24 protein-coding genes and 1 tRNA gene are annotated in these 19,519 nt (G+C 43.6%); 19 read left to right on the top strand and 6 right to left on the bottom strand.

The genetic code is table 11. The features are described from left to right. The first annotated feature begins 93 nt into the window (after nt 1-93). The 3 genes from MHUN_RS03125 to MHUN_RS03115 are packed head-to-tail and all read left to right on the top strand — an operon-like array spanning nt 94 to nt 4,332. Entirely contained in the window at nt 94-891 is a 798-nt protein-coding gene (locus MHUN_RS03125; protein WP_143709339.1) for a hypothetical protein, read from the top strand. Between the two features lie 47 nt (nt 892-938). After that, a complete protein-coding gene (locus MHUN_RS03120) occupies nt 939-1,658 on the top strand; it encodes a metallophosphoesterase (protein WP_011447638.1) in 720 nt (239 codons plus the stop codon). After that, nucleotides 1,636-4,332, top strand: a complete 2,697-nt coding sequence (locus tag MHUN_RS03115; protein ID WP_011447637.1) for a DEAD/DEAH box helicase — start codon at nt 1,636-1,638, stop codon at nt 4,330-4,332. The genes MHUN_RS03120 and MHUN_RS03115 overlap by 23 nt, the downstream gene beginning before the upstream one ends. Nucleotides 4,333-4,335: 3 nt before the next feature. Here the strand turns inward: MHUN_RS03115 and MHUN_RS03110 are convergent, their stop codons facing one another. Beyond that, nucleotides 4,336-4,890: a TATA-box-binding protein gene (locus MHUN_RS03110; RefSeq protein ID WP_048067245.1), complete on the bottom strand. Its 555-nt coding sequence runs from the start codon at nt 4,888-4,890 to the stop codon at nt 4,336-4,338. A 198-nt stretch (nt 4,891-5,088) separates the two neighbouring features. Here MHUN_RS03110 and MHUN_RS03105 point away from each other — a divergent pair, with 198 nt between their 5' ends. From MHUN_RS03105 to MHUN_RS03095, 3 genes are all read left to right on the top strand, one after another. Further along, nucleotides 5,089-6,732 carry an AMP-binding protein gene (locus MHUN_RS03105; protein ID WP_143709338.1) on the top strand — a complete coding sequence of 548 codons (1,644 nt, stop codon included), beginning with the start codon at nt 5,089-5,091 and terminating at the stop codon, nt 6,730-6,732. A gap of 109 nt (nt 6,733-6,841) precedes the next feature. Continuing rightward, nucleotides 6,842-6,926, top strand: a tRNA-Leu gene (locus MHUN_RS03100). Nucleotides 6,927-7,261: 335 nt separating this feature from the next. Continuing rightward, nucleotides 7,262-7,597 (top strand): AlbA family DNA-binding domain-containing protein, encoded by a 336-nt coding sequence (locus tag MHUN_RS03095; RefSeq protein WP_048067244.1) that lies wholly within the window; start codon nt 7,262-7,264, stop codon nt 7,595-7,597. Nucleotides 7,598-7,705: 108 nt separating this feature from the next. Here the strand turns inward: MHUN_RS03095 and MHUN_RS03090 are convergent, their stop codons facing one another. The 3 genes from MHUN_RS03090 to MHUN_RS03080 form a co-directional block, all read right to left on the bottom strand. Then, nucleotides 7,706-9,316: an IS1182-like element ISMhu2 family transposase gene (locus MHUN_RS03090; protein ID WP_011447087.1), complete on the bottom strand. Its 1,611-nt coding sequence runs from the start codon at nt 9,314-9,316 to the stop codon at nt 7,706-7,708. Between the two features lie 80 nt (nt 9,317-9,396). Next, on the bottom strand, nt 9,397-9,669 hold the full coding sequence (locus MHUN_RS03085; protein ID WP_011447634.1) for a hypothetical protein: 273 nt from the start codon (nt 9,667-9,669) through the stop codon (nt 9,397-9,399). A gap of 144 nt (nt 9,670-9,813) precedes the next feature. After that, nucleotides 9,814-10,212, bottom strand: coding sequence for a MarR family transcriptional regulator (locus MHUN_RS03080; protein ID WP_011447633.1), 399 nt, complete (start codon nt 10,210-10,212; stop codon nt 9,814-9,816). A 120-nt stretch (nt 10,213-10,332) separates the two neighbouring features. Between MHUN_RS03080 and MHUN_RS18115 the strand changes: the two genes are divergently transcribed. From MHUN_RS18115 to MHUN_RS19400, 7 genes are all read left to right on the top strand, one after another. Further along, nucleotides 10,333-10,563, top strand: a complete 231-nt coding sequence (locus MHUN_RS18115) for a nucleotidyltransferase family protein (protein WP_011447632.1) — start codon at nt 10,333-10,335, stop codon at nt 10,561-10,563. A gap of 486 nt (nt 10,564-11,049) precedes the next feature. Beyond that, on the top strand, nt 11,050-11,244 hold the full coding sequence (locus MHUN_RS03075; protein ID WP_011447631.1) for a type II toxin-antitoxin system HicA family toxin: 195 nt from the start codon (nt 11,050-11,052) through the stop codon (nt 11,242-11,244). Continuing rightward, nucleotides 11,244-11,453 carry a type II toxin-antitoxin system HicB family antitoxin gene (locus MHUN_RS03070; RefSeq protein ID WP_011447630.1) on the top strand — a complete coding sequence of 70 codons (210 nt, stop codon included), beginning with the start codon at nt 11,244-11,246 and terminating at the stop codon, nt 11,451-11,453. Before MHUN_RS03075 ends, MHUN_RS03070 begins: the two co-directional genes overlap by 1 nt. 1,093 nt (nt 11,454-12,546) lie before the next feature. Next, a complete protein-coding gene (locus MHUN_RS03060) occupies nt 12,547-12,756 on the top strand; it encodes a DUF2281 domain-containing protein (protein ID WP_048067242.1) in 210 nt (69 codons plus the stop codon). Next, nucleotides 12,756-13,157, top strand: a complete 402-nt coding sequence (locus tag MHUN_RS03055; RefSeq protein ID WP_011447629.1) for a PIN domain-containing protein — start codon at nt 12,756-12,758, stop codon at nt 13,155-13,157. Before MHUN_RS03060 ends, MHUN_RS03055 begins: the two co-directional genes overlap by 1 nt. Before the next feature lie 714 nt (nt 13,158-13,871). Continuing rightward, entirely contained in the window at nt 13,872-14,510 is a 639-nt protein-coding gene (locus MHUN_RS03045; protein ID WP_011447628.1) for a hypothetical protein, read from the top strand. Nucleotides 14,511-14,683: 173 nt separating this feature from the next. Further along, the gene (locus MHUN_RS19400) at nt 14,684-14,821 is read left to right on the top strand and encodes a hypothetical protein (RefSeq protein ID WP_239441562.1); all 138 of its coding nucleotides are present in this window, start codon (nt 14,684-14,686) and stop codon (nt 14,819-14,821) included. A gap of 343 nt (nt 14,822-15,164) precedes the next feature. Here the strand turns inward: MHUN_RS19400 and MHUN_RS03040 are convergent, their stop codons facing one another. Further along, nucleotides 15,165-15,488, bottom strand: coding sequence for a type II toxin-antitoxin system VapC family toxin (locus MHUN_RS03040; protein ID WP_052288807.1), 324 nt, complete (start codon nt 15,486-15,488; stop codon nt 15,165-15,167). Nucleotides 15,489-15,605: 117 nt separating this feature from the next. Then, on the bottom strand, nt 15,606-15,851 hold the full coding sequence (locus tag MHUN_RS03035) for an antitoxin AF2212-like protein (protein WP_011447627.1): 246 nt from the start codon (nt 15,849-15,851) through the stop codon (nt 15,606-15,608). Between the two features lie 576 nt (nt 15,852-16,427). Between MHUN_RS03035 and MHUN_RS03030 the strand changes: the two genes are divergently transcribed. The 6 genes from MHUN_RS03030 (at nt 16,428) to MHUN_RS03010 (ending at nt 19,081) form a co-directional block, all read left to right on the top strand. Further along, entirely contained in the window at nt 16,428-16,640 is a 213-nt protein-coding gene (locus tag MHUN_RS03030) for a hypothetical protein (protein WP_239441561.1), read from the top strand. Between the two features lie 119 nt (nt 16,641-16,759). Then, nucleotides 16,760-16,990: a hypothetical protein gene (locus MHUN_RS03025; RefSeq protein WP_011447626.1), complete on the top strand. Its 231-nt coding sequence runs from the start codon at nt 16,760-16,762 to the stop codon at nt 16,988-16,990. Nucleotides 16,991-17,071: 81 nt separating this feature from the next. Continuing rightward, nucleotides 17,072-17,653: a hypothetical protein gene (locus tag MHUN_RS03020; protein ID WP_143709337.1), complete on the top strand. Its 582-nt coding sequence runs from the start codon at nt 17,072-17,074 to the stop codon at nt 17,651-17,653. Nucleotides 17,654-17,946: 293 nt separating this feature from the next. Then, nucleotides 17,947-18,105, top strand: a complete 159-nt coding sequence (locus MHUN_RS18905) for a hypothetical protein (protein ID WP_158498146.1) — start codon at nt 17,947-17,949, stop codon at nt 18,103-18,105. A 315-nt stretch (nt 18,106-18,420) separates the two neighbouring features. Next, complete coding sequence (locus MHUN_RS03015; protein WP_011447624.1) at nt 18,421-18,867, top strand: hypothetical protein; 447 nt, start codon at nt 18,421-18,423, stop codon at nt 18,865-18,867. Next, nucleotides 18,854-19,081, top strand: coding sequence for a hypothetical protein (locus tag MHUN_RS03010; RefSeq protein ID WP_011447623.1), 228 nt, complete (start codon nt 18,854-18,856; stop codon nt 19,079-19,081). Before MHUN_RS03015 ends, MHUN_RS03010 begins: the two co-directional genes overlap by 14 nt. Nucleotides 19,082-19,519: the final 438 nt, after the last annotated feature.

The following is a 19,519-nucleotide window of genomic DNA, read 5'->3' as shown; positions in this document are numbered from 1 at the left end:
TTTTCCATAATTCATGACATCATACATGTTTCAGCAAGCGCAGGGCTTTACCAATGCATCTAATAGTCAGTACCACCTATAAAAAATACATACGTGACACTTACAGATCATATCAGAATGTCAAATGCGGCACCAGACCTGCTTCCGGCATATATTCCCATATTTTCATTTGAACTGGAACAGACCGATTACCTGATTGCGCAAAAAGAACAGCTCTCCCGTATCCTCACACCTACCGGAGGTAATATTCAGAAGATTTGGCTTACGGGAGCTCTGACCAGCTATGAACCTGGCAGACAGGGAGAAATCATCAGGATTGCAGACCCAACCGGAGCAGTCAGTCTTATAATAAAACCTCAGACACTCGACTCTCTGGAACCCGCAGATCTGGTTCCTCCCTTGTTTCTGAGTGTTACTGCCCATCCGGAGAAAAATACAGGATCAGATAACAGAACGATACGATGGATAGTTGAGACATGCAGAATAGCAACAAAGCAGGACCGGGATATATGGATTCAAGCTGCGGCTGGTTCTCTCCTTAACCGGCTTCATGAACTGCGAAAAGGTCTTCTTTCCGGTGATTTGAATGAAGAAATGCGGGAAGCACAAACCCACTATCATATCCAGTACGGACATTTGACAGGATTTGCTGAACGAGCGGAGAAAGCACTGGGAGTTATAAAAGAACCAGGACCACCTGTGGATCCTGCAGAACTTATCCTGTCAATAATAAAGGAATATTCAGGTCCACGCGGGATTCATATCGACGACATCCAGAAATACACACGGCGTGCAGCCCTTGCTGATGAACTGGTCAGAAATACCATTCGAAATCTTGTAGCGGAAGATGAAGTCTATCAACCGGCACCCGGATATATAAAGCTCCTCTGACAAATCTGATGAATATTGAATTTTTTCCATCTGGTCCAGGTGTGCTGGTGGAAGAAGAACAAAGGATCCTTTTTCTTGCCGATATTCATATGGGTATTGAGCATGAACTGCAAAAATATGGGTTTCATATCAGAACCCGTGGGCAGGATCGTATTCGTCGTATCTGTGATCTCATAACCGAGGCACAGCCTGATCTGATGGTGATCCTAGGTGACATTAAGCACCGTATTCCGGGGACATCGTACCAGGAGTTTTTTGAACTCGGCAGTCTCTTTTCAGCTATCCGAAAGATCATCCCCTTTATCGTCACTCCAGGGAATCATGATCCGGGAATTGAGGAATTTTTAAAGCCTGAAGAATTGAGGAAGAAAGAAGGGTCTCTTATAGGATCAATAGGGATCCTGCATGGTCATACAATTCCTGATCCTGACCTTCAGGGTCATCTTATCCTGTGCGGCCATCATCACCCAGTGGTATCACTGACAGACCAGGTCGGAGTTGCCTTGAAGTCTCCCTGTTTTATCCTGGGAGAGATAGATGAGCATATATTTACACAAGACCCTGATGAAGAGGGAAGGACCAGACTCCTGATGGTTCCATCATGTAATGAACTGACCGGATATGGGATAGAAAAGACATTCCGATCCCCCTTCTCACCACTGTCCAGGTCACTCCACATTGAATCAGCAGAGATTCTGCTGCCAGATGGAACATATGCAGGAGATCTCCACTCCCATCTTGCCTATGAAAAAGACACACCAGCTTGATACCCGGATACTGGATGTCATCAGGGACCGGGGATTTTCAGAACTCTCCGAAGTTCAGCAGCAGGCGATACCAAAGATTTTACAGGGAGATCATCTGCTCCTGATCGCACCAACAGGAACAGGCAAGACTGAAAGTGCCATGATCCCGGTATTAAGCGGCATGCTGGCTACAGAAGGCAAAGGATTTACCACATTATATATCACCCCGCTCAGGGCCTTAAACCGGGACATTCTGCGGAGGATGGAATGGTGGTGTCAGAACCTCGGGCTTACAAGCGGGGTCAGACATGGTGATACATCGCAGGCAGAACGAAGAAAACAAGTCCTTCATCCTCCTGACCTGCTGGTGACTACGCCTGAAACCGTCCAGGCCCTCTTTATGGGAAAACGTCTGAGAGAACATCTCCGATCGGTCAGATATGTAATTGTTGATGAAATCCATGACCTTGCGGGGACGAAGAGGGGTGCCCAGCTGGTCATAGCCCTTGAACGGCTTGTCAGGTATGCCGGAGAATTTCAAAGGATTGGTCTTTCTGCCACGGTTGGTAACCCGGAGGAGATTGCCGGTTTTCTCGCCGGAGAGAGACCATGCTCAATTGTCGAGGTTCCGGTTGCGAAATATCTTGATATCAAAGTTGAAATAACCGGAGAAAAGTTTGACAGCCAGGTGAATGCCGTCCGGAGACATACAAAAAAAGGACCATCAACCCTTATTTTTGTCAACACCCGGTCAACGGCAGAATCACTGGGTCATGCCCTGATGAGAGACGGTGATGTCGATGTCCATCATGGTTCACTCTCCAGGGAAGTTCGTATTGAAGCAGAAGACCGGTTCAAACGGGGAGAGATAAAAACTCTCATCTGCACATCTTCTATGGAACTCGGGATTGACATTGGTCATGTGGAACATGTCATCCAGTTTGGATCACCCCGTGAGGTCAGCAGACTGGTTCAGCGTATCGGCAGAGCAGGTCATCAGATCGGCAAGGTCTCCAAAGGTACTATTATTACCTGCGGTTTTGACGACCTCTGTGAATCACTGGTGATCGCATCCCGTGCCAGACAGGGAGCCGTGGAAGACGTTATCCCCTCTTATCAGGCCGGAGATGTCATAGGAAACCAAATTGCAGCGATTGCTGTTGAATATGGGGAACTATCCATTGACGATATCTTCTCCATTATATCCAAATCTTCTGTCGGGATTCGCGATGTTGAGACACTTGAGGCCATTATCGGGCAATTAACAGAACATTACCTCATCCGCAGGGATGGGAACCGGATCATCACGACCAGCAGGGCACGACGGTATCTCTCAGGGAACCTCTCTATGATTCCGGATGAGCGGAAATTTCCGGTATATGATATTGTTACCAGGAGAACCGTCGGGACGCTTGATGAGTCATTTATTATAACCTCGCTTCACACCGGAGCGGTTTTCATTGCACGAGGTCAGCTTTGGCGTGTTCTGGATCTTGAAGAGGGAAAAGTCACCGTTGAACCGGCACGAAACGCCGATGGCGAACTTCCATCATGGGAGGGTGAGCAGATACCGGTCCCATATGAGATCGCACGGGAGGTTGGAAGACTTCGCCGGACCAGGGAATTTGAACGATATACAGAAGACCAGGCTTCTATCGCATTTGCAAACGGATTTCTTGACCTGGTCCAAAAAAATCACGGAATCATCCCTACCGACCAGATCCTTACGATTGAATACTCTGAAGAAGTTGTGGTCTTAAACGTCTGTGCCGGTCATCAGACCAATGAGGCAATCGGCCGGGTCCTGTCGATACTGCTGTCTGCCAGGTTTGGCTCGACTATCGGACTTGAACTGGATGCCTACCGGATCCTGCTCCGGGTGCCAAGGGAGATCTCCGTTGCTGATGTCAGGGATATCCTGACCAGTCTTGATCCTGACCACATCAGGGGGATTCTTGAACTGGCCATGAAACGAACCTCACTTTTCAAGTGGAAACTGGTTCAGATCTCAAAGAAGTTCGGAGCCATAGACCCTGATGCGGATTATGAACGACTGAGCCTTCACCGCCTTGCCGATCTGCTCTCTCATCCCCAGATCCAGGAAGAGACCTACCGCGAACTCTTTACACGATACATGGATGTCTCCCATGCGATCGGGATCATGAGGGCCATTCATGCAGGGGAGATTCAGGTTGTAACCAGCCCGCCCAGTATGATAGGAGGTGCAGCCCTCTTTTCCTCGTCCCGTGACCAGATACCTCCGCCAACCGCTGATCAGGCAGTAATATCTGCACTGAAAACTCGTCTGGACAGGCAGGAGGTGCTGCTTGCCTGTATGAACTGTCGGAAATGGAAGAGTAAAACCGTGGTAGCAAGAGTTCCGGATCAACCGGTCTGCGGGAATTGTGGTGCCAGGCTCATTGCAGCACTGAAACCCTACGAGACTGAGCTCTATTCAATTGCAAATAAAAAGACAAAAAATCAGGAAGAAAAAGCTATAGAACAGAAGCTTATCAGAAATGCGAATATGGTTCTCTCAAGCGGGAAAAAAGCGATAATCATTCTCTCGGCAAAAGGCGTCGGGCCAGAAACTGCATCGAGAATCCTGGCTACCTATACGAGTGGTGATGCCCTCATGCGGGAGATTTTAAAAGCGGAACGAAATTTTGTAAAAACCCACCGGTTCTGGCAGTAAAAATTACATTATGTTCCCGAGCTTCTGCTCGAGGAAATTCAGACCCTTTTTAATATCTTCCATGTTCTTTCCACCGGTCAGGATGATCTTTCCGGATGAGAAAAGGAGTGCAACAATTTTTGGATCACTGATACGGTAGACAAGCCCTGGGAACTGTTCAGGTTCATATTCAATATTCTCAAGATTTAAGGTCATCACAACTTTATTCAGGTTGATCTTGTTCCCGATATCATAGGAACAAACAATATTTGTGATTGCAACCCGTGGTTCATCAAAGCAGGTGATACCGGCATTTTTCATCTTATCAATAATGAGAAGAAGACCTTTGTCTAGTGAGTCGGTATCCCTGATGCCGGTCAGCACCACCTTTCCGGAAGAAAAGATGAGTGATGCAATCTTCGGATTTTCAATCCGATAGACCGCTCCAGGGAATCGTTTTGTATTCAGTTCACATCCATCGATATTTTTTGAAATTATCTCTAAATCTATTGAATCTGCAATAGCCCCTGACGCAACTATATTTTCAATCTTCAGGCTATCGTATCGTTTATCTTCCATTCCAGATATCATGGGGTTTTCCATACCATAATACTAATGGACAATTCCCTCAATTTGGCGGTGAATCCTTCATGTAGATAGTTGACCTAAAAAGGTCTTTCACAATGGCGGTGATAATTCATCGTTTCATTCTTCAATGGTATATTAAAGCAGTACGCGTAACCTTTGGTACGAATGAAACATGAGATCCCTCATCAGATGACATCATATGATGAATTTGTTGAAACGTTCAGGATTGATGTGCCTGAGTTCTATAATTTCGGATTTGATGTCATAGACAAATGGGCAGAGACCGACCGGAACAAATTGGCAATGATTTGGGTAAGCCAGGATGGTCAGGAGAAGAAATATACCTTCCGGGATCTCCGGAATCTCTCGGTTGAAGCGGCAAATATTCTTATAAAATACGGAGTTAAAAAGGGTGACCGAGTGATGCTCATGCTCCACCGGATCCCTGAATGGTGGATCTTTGTCATCGCCCTAATCAAACTAGGTGCAGTCTTCTGTCCTGCCCCGACCATGCTGACATCAAAGGATCTGCAATACCGGATTAATGCAGGTAAATTTGAATTTATTATTACTGACACCGAGAATGCAGACAAGGTTGAAAAGATCTGCAGGTTCTGCCCGACATTAAAGCACCGGATGCTGATTGATGGTGAACTGCCAAACTGGATCAGTTATCAGTATGAACTCTTTTACCCGGCCCCGGTCTCCAGGTCTGCAATCAGCATGCCGATAACCCAAAAGACACATGCATCTGACCCGATGCTCATCTACTTTACTTCAGGGACGACCGGTGAGCCGAAGATGGTGCTCCATAACCACTCGCACCCGCTCGGGCATATTGTCACGGCACGTCTCTGGCAGGACTTGAACAGTAATGACCTGCACTTTACCTCATCAGATACCGGCTGGGCAAAGTGCGGATGGGGTAAGATATTCGGTCAGTGGATAATAGGGGCCTGTGTATTTGTTTACGATGCCAGAGGGAAATTCAAGGCGACCGAGCTGCTTCCGCTTATTGAAAAATATGAGATCTCAACGTTCTGTTGCCCGCCGACTATCTACCGGATGCTTATCATCGCCGACCTTGCAAAATATGATCTCCGCTCTCTCCGCCACTGTATTTCAGCAGGGGAACCCTTAAATCCTGAAGTCATCAGAATCTGGCAGGAAGAGACCGGTCTTCCAATTTATGAAGGATATGGGCAGAGTGAAACCTGCTGCTGTGTTGCCACTTTCCCATGTATGGTGCATAAACCAGGATCCATGGGTAAACCATCGCCAGGCTGGAAGATTGAACTGCATGATGAAGATGGAAACCCAGTCCCCCAGGGGACTGAAGGGCGGATAGCGATCAATCTCAACCCCCGGCCGGTCGGTCTCTTTGTTGAATACCTGGATAATCCGGAAGCAAATGCAGATGTGTTTAAGAACGGATTTTACTACACCGGCGATAAGGCCTACATGGACGAGGACGGTTATTTCTGGTTCGTTGGCAGGGATGATGACGTTATCAAGAGTTCAGGATATCGTATCGGTCCATTTGAGGTAGAGAGCGCTCTTCAGGAGCACCCGTCTGTTCAGGAATCCGCGGTGGTCGGCTCTCCGGATCCCATCCGGGGTATGGTCATTAAGGCTTTTATCGTTCTGAAGGCAGGATATGAACCATCAGACCAGCTTATCCGCGATATTCAGAAGCATGTCAAAAAAGTGACGGCTCCGTACAAGTATCCCCGTATCATTGAGTTTGTAGAGGAACTTCCAAAAACGCTCTCTGGGAAAATTAAACGAGGAGAACTGAGAGAGAGGGAACTTCGGAGATATCAGGAGTCGTAAGGGATTTCAGGATTCTTTCCGAATCCTTATTATTGGAGAACACTAATCTGTATAGGCACGATTGTCTCTGATTTGTCAGAGTCAGGTACGATTGTCAGTCTTTTATTAAGCGAGGATCGCCGAGCCAGGTCAAAGGCGTTAGGTTCAGGGCCTAATCCCGTAGGGGTTCGCCGGTTCAAATCCGGCTCCTCGCATTAAATTTTAAAAAATTCTTTTCTCGTCAGAATCTAGAGGCTGTTGCATAACTCTAAACCAATAGTACAATGAGGCAAAGCCCATAAATTTCATTGCCAATTAACGTTCCAACCGAATGGAAATTGTGCTCTTGAGGAAACGACATTTTAGTTGTGCAACAACCTCTATGGTAATGTTTAAACAATTTGTGAATGTTTTGTTGAATAAAATGGATTAATCCCTTAATTTTGTTTCATGATCCCTAACACTCTCTTATCCCAAATCTCTCTCGGCGAAGACAGCCACCCGCCAGTTCAAACAAAATATCACCAGCCCAGATTCCCTGGCAGCAGAGATGGCAGCGTTTGCAAACGCCGAAGGAGAGATTATTTATATCGGAGTCGCTGACGACGGAACAATCCCCCGACTGACCTCTTCTGACGTATCCCGGATTAACCAGCTCATTAGCAACACTGCCTCACAAAGTATCAAAAGCCCGTTAACTGTTAAAACGGAGAACGTCTTTATCGGAAATGATCGGGTCGTTATCATTCTCACCATACCCAAAGGACAGGATAAACCGTACTTTGACCGGAACGGTGTCATCTGGTTCAAGAACGGGGCAGATAAACGAAAAATTAATAGGAGTTACGCAGTTAACTTTTATTATAGAAAGATCTATATATATTGACAACGCCTATAATATACGTGCCTATAACGAAGCAGCCTTCAGAGGGTGTTGCACCAATGATCAATATCATGCAGGATCACAAATGATCGATCTCTACCCCTTAAGCTATCAACCAAAATAGACTAATTGATGTATGAACCTGCATGTATCAATTCCCACTTTACATACTGTGTTTGCAAAAATATAGGAAAAACCTGAACCTCTTGACGGTTTTATAATATTCGTAGCAAATTCTTTAATTTTAACTATACCCTCAAATCTGATAAGTTTTTTTATATTATGCACTAATGCAGCTAAAAAGAATTCTCCCTCGCAATTCTCTTTCCCTTTTTGAGAGAAACTCCTAAACCTCATATTATGTTTCATATTACCAAAAACTGGTTCGACCATGTATTTTCGTTTTCGATATAACTCTCTACCAGTGGGGGATTTCACACGTACTTCCATAACTCGTTTACAAATTTCCTGAGTTGTTGCTTGTTTCTCTCTGTTCATAAAAGATTGCCAAACAAACGTCCCGATACTTTGCAATTCCGGAAATGTGATTATTTCTCCCATACAAATCGCCCGACATATCATTTCCATTCGTGAGATATACCCATCATTATCTGAATATTCTGGAATTTTTCTTTCTTTAGAAGGAGGGATGATGAGTTGAATGCCATAATCCAATTCTGCTAAAGAATTCGGGTATGAGAAATAACCTGCATCAGATAGTAGTATATTAGGCGAAATTGATGGATGAATACCCGTAAAAAGGTCTTCGAGTTCATTTAGCATAGGTATTAATAATTTTTTATCGTTTTGCTCATCTGATATCATTGCAGCGAGGATAAATTGATTTTCAGAAACGATAATCTGCCCATTATACCCTTGAATCCAGCCATTGGTGGTTGACATTATCTGACTTTCAGGATCAGTGAGATTTACTTTTGAATCTGAAGATGGCTCTTTTTTAGGCTCTAAAGGCTTTCTACCTCGTTTCTTTTTACCCGATTCTAATTCTTCTTTTTCGCGGTCCAGAATCTTTTCTTCTTGTTTTTTAGATTCGATATCATGTCGTTCAATTAATTTCTCTTTAGCCCGATTAAGAACTTCCTTTCGTTTTTCTTTTGTTGAAAGATGCTCAGGTAGTCGGTTAATCTCCATATCCTGAATATTTATATCATCGTTTTCTAACTCATCAATTTCCTGTGATTCATCAAAAAGCCGACCTAGCTCTGCTTCAAGGTATTTTAATTTTTTATTGGCTGATAAAGAGGCATTACAGCCAAATTTTGATCCATCGAGGGCTAGGACACCGATTCTTGCTATCCCGGATTCTACGATAATTTGAGATAATTGTTTAAAAAGGGATTTGATTTCTTTTGAATTATTCTTCTTGAAACGATAGATCGTTGTATGGTCAGGTGTAAGATTATTGGCGACGATCCGATATCCAATATCATAATGGCAGCACATCTCAATTTTTCTGCTAGATTTTTCTCCACGAATCATTGAATAAATTATTATTCCAAGCATTGAACGAGGATCAAAAAAGGCAGAACCGCGACCATCGTCACGATATTTATTAATAAATGGACTAATATCGAGAATCGAAAGAATTTCTAATATGCCATAAGTAATATCATTTTCAGATAGCCAGTCCATCGCATTGACAGGGAGTAAAAATTGTTGTTCATTACCATATCCTCTAATCATGTTATAGCGATGAGACATATAATATATTGATCTTAATAATATATATAATTAAGCTTTAATAATTTATATTAAGCTTTTTTTGTGTTTGTGCAACAGCCTCATACGATGATAATTTTACTGGCGGTATCACTTTCAAGCATTGCCAAAATATCAACTGCATTGTCCACCTCTATGAATTCAATCCTTCTCTTTTCTTCAGTGGAAATATGTAAGTCTGCCAGATTGTTCTGGTAAAAAATATACTGGATCTTCCGGTGTGGGAACTTTTGAGTTACATTATCAAGCATTTTATTGAGAAATGAATTTGAGCCTATGAATATTGAAAATGAATTATCCGGAATACTGAAAAAATACTGATTGATTGAACCCATGGGTACTTCATTGGTGAGGGGGCATATGAATTTCAGGGGCGAGGGGTGAAAGTGTTATTGAGGAAAAAATCTCACTATCCGGAGTCCAGTGGTAAATATGAACATAGAAATAGAAAGAACATATTGGAGAAATCTATTTTTATGTCAATTTCTCTCTACAACCCGTTCCTTAAGCAATTCCTTAACCTTCTCAATCTCATGTAATTTCTTATCATAATCTCCGACAATCACTTCCTTTAACTCATCGAGGATGTCATCCACTGACTTGACTAAATGATATATCAGAACAGGCCGCCCCTTATTCTCTGATTTTTGACCGACCTTTCTCACCCATTTTCGTTTCTCAAGGTCATTAAGAGCAATACTCACTTCCGGCTGCCTGATATCACAGACACGTTCTATCTCCCGTGAAGTCAGATCAAACCCCCTGATCATCAGAACCAGGACTCGGGAAGCGTTCCGTTTCACCCCGATATCATTGAATATTTCCGCAATCTCCTCTTCCACCAGAGAGAGTTGCTGAGATGTATTGCCTCCCACCATAGAGCACCTGCTATTATATAGGATGTAATATATCTAAAAAATTATATATTTTAGCTTCATAATGATCTCGAGATGAGGACAGTAAAAATAACTATGGATTATTCGAACATATGATATAACATGACCCAGGCAGCTTCGGTTCTTGAAACACTCTATACAATAAAACCGCAATTAGCCAGCCAATATCATATCAGAAGATTTGGCCTGTTCGGCTCTGTAATCCGAGGAGAACAGACACCAGATAGCGACATCGATATCCTTGTTGAATTTGATACCCCCCCAGGATCTTTGGATTTCTGGAGCTGGAAGAAAAATTGGAAGAAGCACTGCAGGCTCCCGTTGACCTGGTAGATATTGAAGGATTAAAACTTCTCCTCCGTCCAAAAATTCTCTCGGAAGTTCAATATATCTGAAAAACGGGTTGTACCCCTGATAACAACTGATAATGGTATGAACCTGAAGAAGTCGGAATTCTAGTAAGTATATTATTAATCACTTAAAGGTTAGCAGGAGAGTGTTCGGAATTATAAGTTATTAATGCAATTATAATTCAATTTGTGATACCAGTTGTAAACCGGGGGACAGCCCAATTATTTATCTAATACCGGGTCAGGGGGCAGAATACTATTTCCGGGCCTGAACCGAGATCTTATATATTCTAAACCAGATGGATAGGGTCCTGTGTAACTCCTGTGAGTGTGGAAGGAGAGTTATTTGACGTGCCTGTCCAATTATGTTACACATTTCTTTTCACAGGAACTAGAATAGGCGGAGGTGAGCCAAGGATCTGAATGTGGGGGTTCAGAGTTACCTGGCTTTTGTGTGAGGAGAGAAAGTATGAAAGTTCGAGAGGTTATAGAATTTATAGAAGTAGATGGTTGGTATCTTGTAGCCACCCGTGTAAGTCATCGACAGTATAAACACCCGGATAAACCCGGCCGAATTACTATTCCTGGAAAACTGTCAGATACACTGCCACATGGAACATTGAATAGTATCTGGAAACAAGCAGGATACAAGGAGGGAAAATAATGTATAGGTTTCTGATTGTTATTGAGAAGGCTGAGACAAATTATGCTGCATACTCCCCGGATCTCCCCGGTTGTGTGGCAACAGGAAAAACTCGTGAAGAGGCAGAAGAACAGATGCATGAGGCGATTGCGTTTCATATCGAAGGTATGAAAGAAGATGGTCTCCCAATTCCACAAGCCTGTTCTTCCGCTTCATGGGTTTTGGTATGATAAATCCGGAAAGCCACAAAAGCGACTGGTCGATGCGAGTCTTTAATGAATGCAGATCAATCCGGATTCCGGCTTTTCCTCATTCATATATTTTTGTCAGGAATATCCACCAGGAACGGAAACGAAAGTTCATTTCCGAAAACTCTGTACTAATTCTTCACCTTCCACATCGGGTAGTTCCGAAGTAATGCTTCAGCGGAAACCTGACTCTGTTCTGCTACCGTCACCGAACCAAAAACCTGGGGTTCCAATCACTCATGCAGCGTGGCAATCAGCCGGTCTGCATCTCCTCTCTTCCCTTCAGTCATCTCTTTTACTCATTCATTTTTTCATAGATATGCACCTTACCTCACCCCCATCTCACCCAACATCAACCCGTTTCGTATGCGTCCTTCTACCCCACCCCTCTCCAAAACTCCAACCATATAAACTCCCCCTGCGGGACGGAGAGCGCAGGAAAACCTGAAATAACGAACCAGACATGACAGCGCAAAAAATTCACCTACAACTTTTGGGGTCTATAACGACAAACCCGGAAAGTCGAATCGCACACATGAAGTGATCCATGCACACCATTTCCTCCCCATATAAAACCACATACCACGCATACAACCTCAATTCAAGCCCAGGGAGATCAATAATTGCGTAACTCATTCATCTGATAGGTCCGGAACTCCTTATTTATTTTAAAGGATTGCGGTCCCCGAATTAATCCTGCATGGTGGAACTTATCAGGGGGTATTTCAGACATCTGAAGGCTCGGCATGTATACGCCGGGCAGGTGAAACTATAGCAGTCAATGTCACAATCAACGAGGTAAATGAAAAAATACCGGAAAAAGAAAGTAACCCCCGCAGAATCTACCCGTCTGGAAAACAGTGGATCTCAGCGGGGTTAATCAGGTTATTAGCTCCTGTTCTTTCATCTACTTTCCCATCTCGATGCACCAAAAACCAGAATGCTTATATGAATTTGAAAAATGGAATGTTCGAGTGATTGGTTTTTCATGAATTTGAAAGAATTCTCCTCATCTCATTGAAATCATATTTACAGATACCTTATTACCTCTAATCCTCAATAATTTCATGAAAGTATGATAACCATTGACCAGGTGGAGTCAGTCATTCAAAATCTTCCCCAGGACCTGCGAGAGCGTGCTCTCCAATATATAGAGGAATTAAATGCGGAGTTCCAGCAATCAGAAAAGAAATTCTCTTTTGACTGGGTCGGAGAACTGGAGGATGATGAGCCGTCCCTGTCCACCGTAGAGATACAACATAAAATCCACACCTTGAAGGCCTGATGTACCTCCTTGATACCAATATCCTCCTGGAATTATTGTTACAAAGAGAACATGCTTCTGTTGTGATACAAATTCTACAGGCTCCGGATATCAATTGCTCAATCAGCGATTTTTCCTTTCACTCTATCGGGCTTTTTCTCTTTAATAAAAATAAAAAGGATCTGTATCTTCGGTTTGCAAAGGACATGTTTAAACCAGGAGGATTGAGAATACTATCATTACTCCCGGAATATCTCCCTGAATTAGCACGAGCGTCTGATTCTTATGGACTTGATTTCGATGATGCTTATCAATATGCTCTTGCAAAAAGCCAGAACCTGACCCTTTTATCGTATGATAATGACTTCAATAAAACTCCTGAAAAAAGAGTAACGCCGGAAGATATTCTTGATTCCAGTTAGTAAGCATAGGAATTCACGATACGGCTGCAGACATATCCCGTAAAACTCTGAAGATCGAATGAAAAATATACATTAATCTTCATCTTCCACATCGAGTAGTTATGAAATATTGCTTCAGCGGAAACCTGACTCGGTTCTGCTACCGTCACCGAACCAAAAACCTGGGGTTCCAATCACTCATGCAGCGTGGCAATCAGCCGGTCTGCATCTCCTCTCTTCCATTCAGCCATCTCTTTTACTCATTCATTTTTTCATAGAGATGCACATTACCTCACCCCCATCTCACCCCCCCATCAACCCGTTTCATATGTGCCCTCAGGCAACACCACTCTCCAAAACTCCGGACATATAAACCACCCATGCGGAACGGAGAGCGCAGGAAAACCTGAAATAACGAACCAGACATGACAGTGCAAAAAATTCACCTACAACTTTTGGGGTTTATAACGACAAACCCGGAAAGTCGAATCACATCCCTGAGGTGATCCATGCACACCGGTTCCTCACCATATAAAACCACATATCACGAACAAAACCTCAATTAAAGCCCAAGGAGATCAATAATTGCGCTACTCATTCATCTGATAGGTCCGAATCTTCTTAGGCACACGGGCAGCCGGCCTTCTATGCAAATACCGATGATTTATGAGGTATACCAGAACTGGGTATCTGGTGGAGGGTGCTGGCTTGATTCTTCAGAGGAGTCTGACCAGTATGGAGAGCCCTGACCACGATGACCACGGGAGTGGGAGGACGGGAGAAAAACCGGGTTGGACGGGAACTCCCACCCCTCATGATTCGGACAATTCAGGAGTGGAATCTGAAAATACCTCTTATAATAAAAATAATATGTATAAGAATACGAAAGGCCGGGAAGATGAGGGTGCATATGGAACACCTGCACCTGTCTATCTGTCACCCACTGCGGATTCTGTTCCCACCCCTCACAATATTGGGTACGAACAGGAGAAAGATCCATCCGTCGTTTCCAAATCCGATACAAAAACTGAGGGGCGGGACATACATCCGGATCCACCCGGACCAGATTATCTCCCACCCCTAAAGAGAGAGCAGGAACAACTGACCATAGAAGCGATTGATCCTGAAGCATATACCCAGGTTCACGGCATCCACTCCGGACCATGTGCCATCTGTGGAGCAAAATGGGTCCATTATATCGAAAAACAACCGTCAGGTGAGAAGGGGGAAGAAAAAGTTTCCCATGTCCTCTGCCAGAAATGCTATTCAAAGGCGGTTGCCAGGGTGAGCCTGTCCTTTACCGCCCTGCCGGGAACGCTGAATATCTCCCGGATGGTAGAGGCAGATGGACTATGGCAGATGTTCTCTCTGTGACATGCGAGGAATTTCCAGGTTTGATCATGATACAAAGACCGGTATCTGTTCGGTCTGTTACTCGCGTGAACAGGCCCGGAACGGAGGTGGACAATGACGTTCATCGTGACATCAGAACGGGAATCACATGTCAGGTATAAAAGATCGGACGGCTCAGGTCCGGAAAGAATGGTATGATTGATGTTATCAGGGTTGGGAATGGAGTTATCAGATCCATCCCATCCGGAGATCTTATCCTGCTTCTGAGTGGTCTTCCCGTTCCTGACCTGAACCTATCAGAATCCAGGAAACCGGATTATCATATCCGATGAGTATGTCGTGCTGGTCACCCAGGTCAGGGGGATGATCCGGGAATGGCCAAAGAAGAGGGTGACGTTATGGTGGGGGGTGTAGATGTCCAATTTTCCTGATTATAAAAAATTTTCAAGACATTTCAGGAGAAGATGGACACAGAGAAATTACAAATGATCGCTGAAGCGATATACCAGTATACCTTGAATTCAATATTGACACAGAATAATACAATGCTCATTGAATCTGTATCATACCATGCCGAAAATGAAGCGATAATTCTATATGATTGCTGTTATTGACGGATGGTTTGAAATATTTTCAAAAAATACTGTTTTGACAATCATTCTCCGGAATTAAGTTTTATGGATTTGAGATCTCATGCTCTCTCATGATTGCTATAAAACCTGCCTGAGTAAAATGGACATCATTGGTCATAGCGTGTAGGATATGGAGTTCATTCATGACCGAAAATGAGATACAATCTGTCATTTCCCAGGTTTTATCCTGATGCTTTTTATAAAGATCCAATCCTGCCTGAAATAAATTTGAAGTCACAGGGATGATCTCCAGAGAAGGAGTATTGTAACAACTCTCAATAAATGAAATTGCAAGTGCACGGTCTATTGAAGCGAATGCATTTCCAGTTTCTATGAGAATTGCTTCAGTTGTTATAGTATGAGGCACCTTTTTCAGAGGGGGAACAGAGAGGCTGCTGTTTTATGCCATGGATCTTTTTGTTTAACAGACCCACGAATAACCAGTATCAAGAAAGAGAATATCTGGTACAACCATAAAAATTATTCATTCAGACACATTATTTTTCGTTTTTTTAGGTGAACCATACAGGTAGTGGTCAAGGTTTTCAGACCAGTCTTCAGGTCCGTCTATAGAACCGATATGATTTTGCAAGATATCCCATGCGGTCTGGTTTTTTTCATCGGTTGTCTCTTCAACAATCAAACGATATTTTCGATTTTTCTTAAGAGAAACCGTATCTATGGGGATGAAGGCCGTCCCATTATATTCTGCATCAATAGTAATTGCCATGGTCTTGTCCTATCTATTGAATGATGATAGATTATATTTCGTTTGTAATGTATTTTCCGTGGCGGTAATTATGGGCCCCGGGTGTGGATAATGGTTATTGATGTAAAGTTATGAATGAAGGGAATTGCTGGTAATATATTCCTCAAGAAGAATAACCTGGATGTAACTCCCTTTTTTGGGAAAGTATAGATCCGGATTCAGGCAAACACCGTCTGTTCCTCTCTGCCGGGATCTTTTTTCACGCTCCTTGTCTTCATATGAATTATCTCCTCCTCAATACTTGCATTTAAAATTTACATTCGGGTAGTATTCAATTTGAACTGATTCACGGGTTATATCCGGTAGGAAATACAGATGAGTGCCAATTTAGCCTCTATTTTTCAGCAACAATCACACGGACAGCCTGATCTTAAACCAGCCTACCACTTATCGGTATGTTTCATATAAGGAACTTTCATCACCCGTAAAACCTGAATATCTCATTCATTCACTCCCCATTTCTCCACTCTTTTCAGCCTCTCATATATCCCCTTCCAACAGGTAAGAGTCACAAAGTGACAGGAGAGAACACGAACAATGGCAGATTTTGTATCAAAATCAGTTGTGAAAAGTTCAGTGCGGGAATTATCCTCCCCACTGGCAAGCAAAGCAGAATTAAACACCATCATCGGGACTATCCTTGCAGATAACCCATGGGGATGCACTCCCTACACCTCTGGTGGGGAGACTCTTCCGGCGGTATCAAAGAGCTCGGAATACTATTCCGGAACTATTGAGGCTGTTGCATAACCAAAATGTCATTTCCTCAATAGGACAATTTCCATTCGATTGGAACTTAAATCGTTGGGAAAAAATCTGGTTTTTCCCTCATTGTACTAACTGTTTGAAGTTATGCAACAGCCTCTATTGTGTATGAGAATAACGACGGCAAGCAGGTAGGCAGGATAGCCATCAGAGCACCGTCAACAGGCGGGTTTGACACAACCGTCTCGAATGTTCTTGCTGATGAAGCACTTGAGACCGCAATGGGCGATGTCGGATCTCATGACAGTTCAGAGGACGGGTTTAGTGTGACGCTCAAGTGTCATGCAGCGAACGGTGAACTGTACAACGTCACGTTCAAGCGGGACAAGGTATAGGTCACCAGTTACGAGTCTGTTACAGTTCTAACAGCCATTGAGATCTGGGCAGATACCGTCCCGGCACTTGCCTGAGCGGATGTGATTTTAGTAAAAGATGGTGCTATGGTGAACAGGGCAGGAATACTCCTCCTCGTTCTTCTTTTCATACCGATAATGATCGGTGCTGATTCAGTCACCTCTTCCATCACGTGTAATGGAGCATCATTTGTGGCATCATCGGTTGTGCAGCCGGGAGCCTCATGGTCTGAACGACTTTCTACCAGTGATGCCGCCATGATTATCAGGGATCTCTTTGCCGGTGAGACGGTCCGGACGAATACCCTGGTCAGATCACAGGGACCGATGGGAATTTTTGAGTATTCCACGACAAGAGCGAATACAACCGGTGAAGTAAGAGGTTGTCTCTTTGACAGACCAGAAAATACGACGCTCACAAGGTATGAGACCGCTGTGCTGGGGCTGATGAGCCAGGGAACGTATTCGTCGATGCTCTCGCAGGGGAATGCATCACGGTTTCTGATTCATGCAAACGGGACCGGTATTCTGCTGACCAGAGCAGAGAGTGATGATGGAAGCCAGGTGATGAATCATGGATCAGACACTCTCGGTGATCTGAACATGACGGAGGAGATGGAGTTTGGAGCAGATGATAGGATGTGAGTATGTAATTCCGGCTGTATCGATAGGATTGTCGGTCATATCCTGTATGAGGATCTCACTTTTGTGGGTGTGGCAGATTCGAAAACTCAAGGTTCAGGAGATATTCACATATGAATAGGGTGATGACGAAGAATTCTGGGTAGTCGGTCTTGCAGGACAAAGCAGATGAATGTGGATAATCTTCCCTCCTCTTTTTTCCGAGCAGAAAATCAGTATTTAATGCCACCCGATGATGAGGCCGGTCTGATTGTATCAGGCAGAGAAAACAGGAGATCTGTCAGAGGATAGAAGATATGCTGTCTGAATATGCTCATACGTTCTGTGGAGAGATTACTGTGAATATGGATTTCTCTGTGCTCATTCTGGCAACCATACGGATGGCTGATGAGATTGAGATCTATGCCCGATACCTTGATCTCCTGGATGATCATCTGCAGACGTATGGGATCTGATTGGGGAATATGCACTATTAAAAACGGCCCTAATCCCGGTGAAGATGATAAGGACTCCCCACCCGAGAGCCAAGGATAATCCCTGGACCATGTCCCCGGAAGACCAGAGGGCCCGCAGATATGGGGGCATCGATACAGTTGGCCGCTACCCGGGCAAGGATAGGATCGAACCCGGCATCTACAGCTGATGAACGAAGATTGAAGAAGGAAATGACGAAGGAGCAGAGGGCGACAACAAAGATGAGATTATTAGCATAATAGAACAGATATCAATAACAGAAAAGAAAAGGCCCCCTCTTTCAAAGACGTGCGAATATGAGAGAATATTTAGATGTCTGTTGTTATTGCAGACCATTTGATAATAAAACACATGAACGAATAAGCCTTGAAGTAGATGCAGTACTAGCAATTCTTGAGTTATGTAAAAATGGAAAACACACATTAATTGGGAGTGTTGTCATTGATGAAGAGATATCTTACATACTAGAGTATGAACGAAAAACGGCGGTATCTAATTATATTGAACTCATCCAAGAATATATCCCAATAGATTCAGATATTATCTCTCAAGCGAATGTTTTTGAGCAATTAGGAATGCATCTTTTTGATGCTCTTCATTGTGCATGTGCCAGGATTGCTCATGCAACTTTTTTGACAACAGATGATCATATAATAAATATTATATCAAAAAATCCTCAATCGGGATTCTCTGTTTCCAATCCTGTGAACTGGCTCATGGAGGTGAATCATGAAGACTATTAGTGAAATCCGACGAGAAGGGATAGAAGCATTATCGAAGGCTCTTGGCCCAATTGATATGGCCATGTTTATTTCAAGTTTTGAACACGGATCTGGCGATTACACAAAAGAACGCCATCAATGGTTGCCGACTGACCGAGAATTTGTTCTGAAGTCCCTTCTTGAACGTCAAAAAAAGAGAGATGAAGATGATTCATCCTCTTCTCACAATATATAAAATTTTTCTTGGTAAAATCACCTATTGTATTTGATTCAATTTTTACAGGAGACTGAAAGTAGAATTTTTTAAGAGGGATTAGAAAAATTCGCACTTTTCAATTTCACCTCCCTGCTAGAATCCTCTTATCACTCATCGTTTTAACTTTACTCAAATTCCATGACGCTGTCTGACGTGTAACCCTAAATCTGTGGGCTATGTCAGCAACCGCTCCCCGGATGCAGCTCAATAACTCCTGATCCGTTCATCCCAATCCTCTCGGTCACCCATATGAGGTGAAGCGGTCACACTTGATATCACCTCATCCGTCAGGTCTGACCGAATCATATTCATCAATACCTTAACGCTGATACACTGGAAAATCCGGGGATTGCAGGAAAAGCCTGATACAAATACCCTCCCGGAGAGTAAGCGATGATAGCCGGTAAGAATGGCGGT

Origin of the sequence: Methanospirillum hungatei JF-1, assembly GCF_000013445.1 — an archaeon.
Lineage (GTDB): Archaea > Halobacteriota > Methanomicrobia > Methanomicrobiales > Methanospirillaceae > Methanospirillum > Methanospirillum hungatei.
Note: the sequence above shows the minus strand (reverse complement) of the source record. Positions and strands in the feature narration are given on the sequence as shown.